This is a genomic window from Cellulomonas massiliensis JC225, assembly GCF_000312005.1.
Taxonomy (GTDB): Bacteria; Actinomycetota; Actinomycetes; order Actinomycetales; family Cellulomonadaceae; genus Cellulomonas; species Cellulomonas massiliensis.
On the sequence record NZ_HE978588.1, the window covers coordinates 3076208 to 3081166 of the forward strand.

Sequence of the window (4959 nt, forward strand, 5' to 3'; positions counted from 1 at the left end):
AGCGAGGCGGTCCCCCGCATGCGCTCGCGCAGCGACGAGAGCCGGTACCAGACCTCGCTGGCCTCGCTCAGCGCGGGCGCGGCCTCGGCCGCCTCCCGCTCGAGGGTCGCCAGCCGCCCGCGCGCCGCGGCGAGGCCGCCCTCGACCTCCTCGCGCTGCGCGTGCAGCGCCGTCTCGTCGGCGATCTCCTGCTCGAGGGTCGCGGTGAGCTGCGCGAGGTCGTCCGCCAGCAGGCGCGCGCGGGCGTCGCGCAGGTCGGCCTGGACCACAGCCGCCTTCCGGGCCACCTCGGCCTGCCGGCCGAGCGGCCCGAGCTGGCGCCGGATCTCGGCCGTGAGGTCGCCCAGCCGGGTCAGGTTGGCCTGCATCGCGTCGAGCTTCCGCAGAGCCTTCTCCTTGCGCTTGCGGTGCTTGAGGACGCCGGCGGCCTCCTCGATGAACCCGCGCCGCTCCTCGGGCGTCGCCCGCAGCACGGCGTCGAGCTGGCCCTGCCCGACGATGACGTGCATCTCGCGGCCGAGGCCGGAGTCGGACAGCAGGTCCTGGATGTCGAGGAGGCGGCAGCCCTGCCCGTTGATCGCGTACTCGGAGCCGCCGTTGCGGAACAGCGTGCGGCTGATCGTCACCTCGGAGTACTCGATCGGCAGGGCGCCGTCGGCATTGTCGATCGTCAGCGACACCTCGGCCCGGCCCAGCGGTGGGCGGCCGGCGGTGCCGGCGAAGATGACGTCCTCCATCTTGCCGCCGCGCAGCGACTTGGCGCCCTGCTCCCCCATCACCCACGCGAGCGCGTCGACGACGTTGGACTTGCCGGAGCCGTTGGGCCCGACGACGCACGTGACGCCCGGCTCGAAGCTCAGCGTCGTCGCCGAGGCGAACGACTTGAACCCCCGCAGCGTCAGGGTCTTGAGGTGCACGGGGCGAGCCTACGGGCGCGGTGGGCGGGTGCCGTGGAGGCGGGCGTCAGAGCGCCGGGAACCACAGCGCGATCTCGCGCTGGGCCGACTCCGGGGAGTCGGAGCCGTGCACGATGTTCTCGATGACCTTGCGCCCCTGGTCGCGGGCCAGGTCGCCGCGGATCGAGCCCGGCGCGGCGACCGTGGGGTCGGTGGCGCCGGCGAGCGAGCGGAAGCCCTCGATCACGCGGTGGCCCTCGACCACGGCGGCGAGCACCGGGCCGGACGACATGAACTCGATGAGCGGGCCGACGAACGGCTTGCCGGCGTGCTCGGCGTAGTGCTCGGCCAGCAGCGCCTCGTCGGCCTGCCGCAGCTCGACGGCGGCGAGCGTGTAGCCCTTCGCCTCGATCCGGCGCAGCACCTCGCCGACGAGCCCCCGCCGGACGCCGTCCGGCTTGACGAGGACGAGGGTGCGCTGGGGCTGGGGTGCGTCGGTCATGGGCGTCACCCTAACGGGGCGCTCCCGGGCCGCGCGGGCCGGCGGGCGTCCCGCCGCCCGTCAGGGACCGACCATGCCCGGGTGGGCGGCGTCCCACTCGGCCCGCTCCCGGTCGATGCGCGCGCCGATCCGCAGGGAGACGACCCACAGCACCACGAAGACCACCGACATGAGCAGCGCGTACGGACGGGCGACCGGTGGCAGCACGAGCGTCGTCGCGACGAGCATCGCCTGGCCGGCCCACCCGAGGGCGTACCCGCCCGGACGGGACACCATGCCCGCGATGACGAGGAACCAGAGCGTCAGGACGCCCCCGACCAGCCACACCGCACGCGGCTCCGCGGCACGCAGCCCGAACGCCACGAGCGTCCCGAAGAACACCACGAGCGCCTCCAGGACGAGCATCGTCTGGGCGAACTGCGGCTTGGCCGGCCGCTTGCGGCGCACGGGCGGGGTGTCGGGGCTCGTCACCGCGTCAGGGTAACCGCCGCCCGCCGCCGCACCCCGCCGGTCGGGGCGGGGTGCGACGGCGCGGCCGGGGCGAGCGCTCAGCGGCTCGCGCCCACGCGCTCGGCGTCGGGGTCCGCCTCGGGGGCGTCGCCCGCCGCCGGGGCGGAGAGCTCGTCGACGACCTCGGCGCCCGCGCGCGGGTCGTCCGCGGCGACCGCCTCGCCGCGGGCCACCATGCCGGCCACGTCGGAGAGCTTGACCTCGCGCAGGAAGAGCGCCAGGACGAACCCGACGAGCACCAGCGGCACGAAGTACCAGAACGACGGTGCGAGGGTGCCGGCGAACGCGTCGATGACGCCGCTGCGGTACGGCTCGGGCAGGTTCTGCACGACCTCCGGCGTGATGCTGGCCGCCCCGTCGCCCGCACCGGCGGGCGCGCCCGCGAACACCTCGGAGAGCTTGGTGAACAGCGCGTTGGTGAAGACGGTCGAGAAGACGGCGGTGCCGACCGCGGCGCCGATCTCGCGGAAGAAGTTGTTGGCGCTCGTCGCGGTGCCGATCTCGTGCGGGTCGACCGAGTTCTGCACGGCCAGGACGATCGTCTGCATGACGAGGCCCATGCCGGCGCCGAGCACGAAGATCATGGCGCCGAACAGCCACAGCGACATGTCACCCGTGATGCGGGTGAGCCACATGAGCCCGAGCGCGGTGATCGCGAGGCCCACCACCGGGAAGGCCTTGTAGCGCCCCGTCTTCGTGATCGCGATGCCGGACCCGATCGCGGTGATCATGACGCCCGCCATCATCGGCAGCATGAGGAAGCCGGACTCCGTCACGCCTGCGCCGGTCGACATCTGCAGGAACGTCGGCAGGAACGCCAGCGCCGCGAACATGCCCGCCCCGAGGATGAAGCCGATCAGCGTGGCGATGGTGAACGTCGAGTTCCGGAACAGCCGCAGCGGCAGGATCGGGTCGCTCGCGCGCAGCTCGACGACGACGAAGAGCACGATCGACAGCAGGGTGCCGCCGACGAGCGCGAGCAGCGCCGGGTCGGACCAGTCGTAGCCGCTGTTGCCCGAGAACGAGGTCCAGCTGCTGGCGAGCACCAGGCCGGACGTGCCGAGGACGAGGAAGAGGATCCCGGCGACGTCGAGCCGGCGGCCCGAGCGGTGCGACGGCAGCTTCAGGGTGAGCCACGCGGTCACGAACGCCGCGACGCCGATGGGGATGTTGAGCCAGAAGCACCAGCGCCAGTCGGCGTGCTGCGTGAACAGGCCGCCCAGCAGCGGGCCGACCACCGCGGCGATGCCGAACAGCGCGCCCATCGGACCCATGTACTTGCCGCGGTCCTTCGCGGGGACGATGTCCGCGATGATCGCCTGGGACAGGATCATGAGGCCGCCGCCGCCCAGGCCCTGCACCCCGCGCCAGAAGACGAGCTCGCCGAACGAGTGCGCGAAGCCGGCACCCGCCGAGGCGAGCGTGAACAGGCCGATCGCGACCAGGAATGGCCACCGGCGCCCCCACAGGTCGCCGAACTTGCCGTACAGCGGCATGACGATGGCGATCGCGAGGATGTACGCCGTGACGACCCAGCCCTGGTGGGCGACGCCGTCGAGCTCGCCGACGATCGTGGGCATCGCGGTGCCGACGATCGACTGGTCGAGCGAGGACAGGAACATGCTGGCCATGAGCGCACCGAAGATGAGCCAGACGGTGCGCGGCGTGAGCACGACGAGCGGCTTGTCGCTCGCCGGTGCCGGGGCGTGGGACGCCATGGGTGGGTACCTCGTTCTGGTGGAGGGCGGCCGTCGGGGCAGCCCGACGGAGTCTGGGGACGGTGGAGCCGCGGACCTGGCCGGTCGCGCGGCGGCGGGTCAGGCGGCGTCGAGCAGGCGCCGCAGGGCGGTGACGACCTCGGTGAGCCGCGCCCGTCCGTCGCGCTCGGCCGGGGCCGCGTCACCACCGGCCGCGTCCTGGACGGCCGCGTGGACGAGCACCATCGTGAGGGCGGTGACGACCTCGACGGGGTGCTCGGGCGGGTCGCCGAGCCGCCGGCGGAGCAGGTCGACGAGCTGGTCGCGGTGCTCCTCGACCCAGCCCATGTGCTTGGCGAGCAGCCGCGGCTCGCGCCGCGCCAGGGCGAAGCCCCGCTCGACGCGGTCGCGCCCGACGGGCGGGGACTCGAAGAGGTCCGCGAGCAGGACGACGAGGTCGTCGACGAGCTCCCCCGAGGGCCCGCCCTGCGCGAACAGGTGCGCGGGCCCGGAGTCGACGGGCCACGCGACGTGCCCGAGCACCGCGTCGTCCTTCGAGTCGAAGTAGTTGAAGAAGGTGCGCGTGGAGACCCCCGCGGCCTCGCAGACCTGCTCGACGGTCACGGCGTCCAGGCCGTGCCGCTCGACGAGGTCCTGCGCGGCGTCGATGAGCACGCCGCGCCGCGCGCGCTTCTTGCGCTCGCGCAGGCCCAGCTCCTCCGGGTCGGGCGTGAGGGCGCGCGCCAGCTCGGCCAGCTCGTCGCCCCGCTCGCGGTCGGTCGCCTGCGGCGCGCCGTCCTGCACTCGTTCCTTCACGGAGTGAAACTTTACACCCGATGCAAAAGTGCAGGGGGTGAAACGATCGTGCCGCCGATCACAGGCCGCGCGTCAGCCGGTCAGAGCTCGCCGAACCCCTCGTCGACGGCCGCCGTCAGCGCGTCGACCGCCTCGCGCGCCTGCGGGCCCTCCGCCTCGATCCGCAGCTCGGTGCCCTGTGGCGCCGCCAGCTTCATGAGCTCCAGCACGCTGGCGGCGTTGGAGCCGTTGACCCGCACGTGCGCGTCGTAGCCGGCCATCGAGCGCGCGATCGTCGCGGCGGGACGCGCGTGCAGCCCCTGCGGGTTGCGCAGCGTCCGGGTCGCCCGGACGACGCCGTCGTCCGGCCCCGCCGGGCTCGCGGGCTCGGCGGCGGGGGCGGCGGCGTGGTGCGACGCCGGCTCGACACCCGACTCGGCGAACAGCCCTCCCGCCGCCTCGGCCGCGGCCAGCACCCCCTCGACGCCGGCGCCGCCGTGCGCCGCGACGGCGGCCGCGACGGCGCCCTCGACGAACGGCGCGTCGGCGATCCGCACGC

Annotated in this window: 6 protein-coding genes; all 6 read right to left on the bottom strand. The window is 74.0% G+C overall.

Annotated features, from left to right (window positions below):
• The coding region (locus tag HGCM_RS18425; protein WP_040399142.1) for a chromosome segregation SMC family protein at positions 1-917 on the bottom strand (917 nt) is incomplete at its 3' end.
• 46 nt (positions 918-963) lie between these two features.
• Positions 964-1398 (bottom strand): nucleoside-diphosphate kinase, encoded by a 435-nt coding sequence (ndk, locus tag HGCM_RS14520; RefSeq protein WP_019137554.1) that lies wholly within the window; start codon positions 1396-1398, stop codon positions 964-966.
• 60 nt (positions 1399-1458) lie between these two features.
• A complete protein-coding gene (locus HGCM_RS14525) occupies positions 1459-1869 on the bottom strand; it encodes a DUF4233 domain-containing protein (protein WP_019137555.1) in 411 nt (136 codons plus the stop codon).
• 77 nt (positions 1870-1946) lie between these two features.
• A complete protein-coding gene (locus HGCM_RS14530) occupies positions 1947-3626 on the bottom strand; it encodes an MDR family MFS transporter (RefSeq protein WP_019137556.1) in 1680 nt (559 codons plus the stop codon).
• A gap of 99 nt (positions 3627-3725) precedes the next feature.
• On the bottom strand, positions 3726-4421 hold the full coding sequence (locus tag HGCM_RS14535; RefSeq protein ID WP_246119466.1) for a TetR/AcrR family transcriptional regulator: 696 nt from the start codon (positions 4419-4421) through the stop codon (positions 3726-3728).
• A gap of 80 nt (positions 4422-4501) precedes the next feature.
• A partial coding sequence (locus HGCM_RS18430; RefSeq protein ID WP_040399143.1) for an HPr family phosphocarrier protein occupies positions 4502-4959 on the bottom strand: 458 nt, incomplete at its 5' end.

Bases quoted from the DNA above. Each gene is read 5' to 3' on its own strand.
- ndk (WP_019137554.1), bottom strand. From the start codon at position 1,398: ATGACCGACGCACCCCAGCCCCAGCGCACCCTCGTCCTCGTCAAGCCG.
- HGCM_RS14530 (WP_019137556.1), bottom strand. From the start codon at position 3,626: ATGGCGTCCCACGCCCCGGCACCGGCGAGCGACAAGCCGCTCGTCGTG.